The sequence below is a fragment of the Saccharomonospora iraqiensis subsp. paurometabolica YIM 90007 genome, from assembly GCF_000231035.2.
GTDB lineage: Bacteria > Actinomycetota > Actinomycetes > Mycobacteriales > Pseudonocardiaceae > Saccharomonospora > Saccharomonospora paurometabolica.
Window position 1 is genome coordinate 185360 of the sequence record NZ_KI912196.1, and the last position, 1631, is coordinate 186990.

The window sequence follows — 1631 nt, forward strand, 5'->3', positions numbered from 1 at the left end:
CGACCGCCCCGACACCGGCCACACCACCGGGCCCGCCGCCGGACTCGTCGCCCGCTCGGCCGGGACGGCGACCGGGGCCTGTTCCAGCACCAAATGCGCGTTGGTACCGCTGATCCCGAACGACGACACGGCGGCGCGGCGCGGCCTGCTCACCTCGGGCCACGCGCGCTGGTCGGCCAGCAGCTCGACCGACCGCGCGGACCAGTCCACATGGGGCGAGGGCGTGCCCGCGTGCAATGAACGCGGGGCTACGCCGTGCCGGACGGCCTGGATCGCCTTGATCACCCCGGCGACGCCCGCCGCTGCCTGCGTGTGGCCGATGTTTGATTTGATCGAACCCAGCAGCAGCGGGTTCTGCCGGTCCTGCCCGTAGGTGGCCAGCAACGCCTGAGCCTCGATCGGATCACCGAGGGTGGTGCCGGTGCCGTGCGCCTCAACCAGGTCCACATCGGAGGCTCGCAGACCCGCGGCGGTCAGCGCGGAACGGATCACTCGCTGCTGCGAGGGCCCGTTCGGGGCGGTGAGTCCGTTGGAGGCACCGTCGGAGTTGACGGCGGAACCACGGAGGACGGCGAGCACCGGGTGCCCGTTGCGCCGCGCGTCGGACAGCCGCTCCAGGACGAGCAGGCCGGAGCCCTCGCCGAACCCGGTGCCGTCGGCCTCGGCGGAGAACGGCTTGCACCGGCCGTCGGCGGCCAGGCCGCCCTGCCGGGCGAAGTCCTCGAACACCGCGGGCGTGGACAGCACGGTCGCGCCACCCGCCAGGGCCAGGTCGCACTCCCCCGCACGCAGCGCCTGCGCGGCCAGATGCAGGGCGACCAGCGAGGACGAGCAGGCGGTGTCCACGGTCATCGTCGGCCCTTCCAGGCCGAAGACGTAGGCGAGCCTGCCGGAGACGACGCTGGCGGAACTGCCGGTCGCCAGCAGCGTGGCCAGATCCTCCGGGACCGCCGGCAGTCTGCTGGCGTAGTCGGAGTACATGATGCCGGTGAACACGCCGGTGCGGGTGCCGCGAAGCGATCGCGGGTCCAGCTCGGCGCGTTCCAGCGCCTCCCACGCGGTTTCCAGCAGGACACGTTGCTGCGGATCCATGGCCAGGGCCTCGCGCGGGGAGATCCCGAACAGGTCGGCGTCGAAGTCCGCGGCTCCGTCGAGGAAGGCCCCGACGGGCGCGTAGCCGGAGCGCAGGACCCAGCCGCGGTCGGTAGGGAAGCCGCCCATGGCGTCCACACCGTCGAGAACCAGCTGCCACAGGGCGTCCGGATCGTCCGCACCGGGGTAACGGCAGGCCATGGACACGACGGCGATCGGGTCGTCCGCGCGGGTGGTGGCGACCGGCTCGACGACTCCGGGCGCCGGTCCGGAATCGGGCTCGCCGAGCAGGCTCGCCACCAGGTCGGCCGCGGCCTGCGGCGTGGGATGATCGAAGACCAGGGTCGCGGGCAGGCGCAGCCCGGTCGCGGCGGTGAGCCGGTTGCGCAGTTCCACTGCGGTGAGCGAGTCGAACCCGACGTCCGTGAACGCCCGGTCCGCGCCGACGGCGGTCGCGGAGGTGTGGCCGAGAACGGCTGCGGCGGTCTCGCGGACGAGTGTGAGCGGGTCACCGGCCGGCTCGGCCGCGCGGCGGGGCG

At 73.6% G+C, this 1631-nt stretch carries 1 protein-coding gene; it reads right to left on the reverse strand.

What is annotated here, in order from left to right; translation table 11 throughout:
- On the reverse strand, positions 1 to 1631 hold a 1631-nt coding region (locus SACPADRAFT_RS0202565), incomplete at both ends, for a type I polyketide synthase (RefSeq protein WP_007027544.1).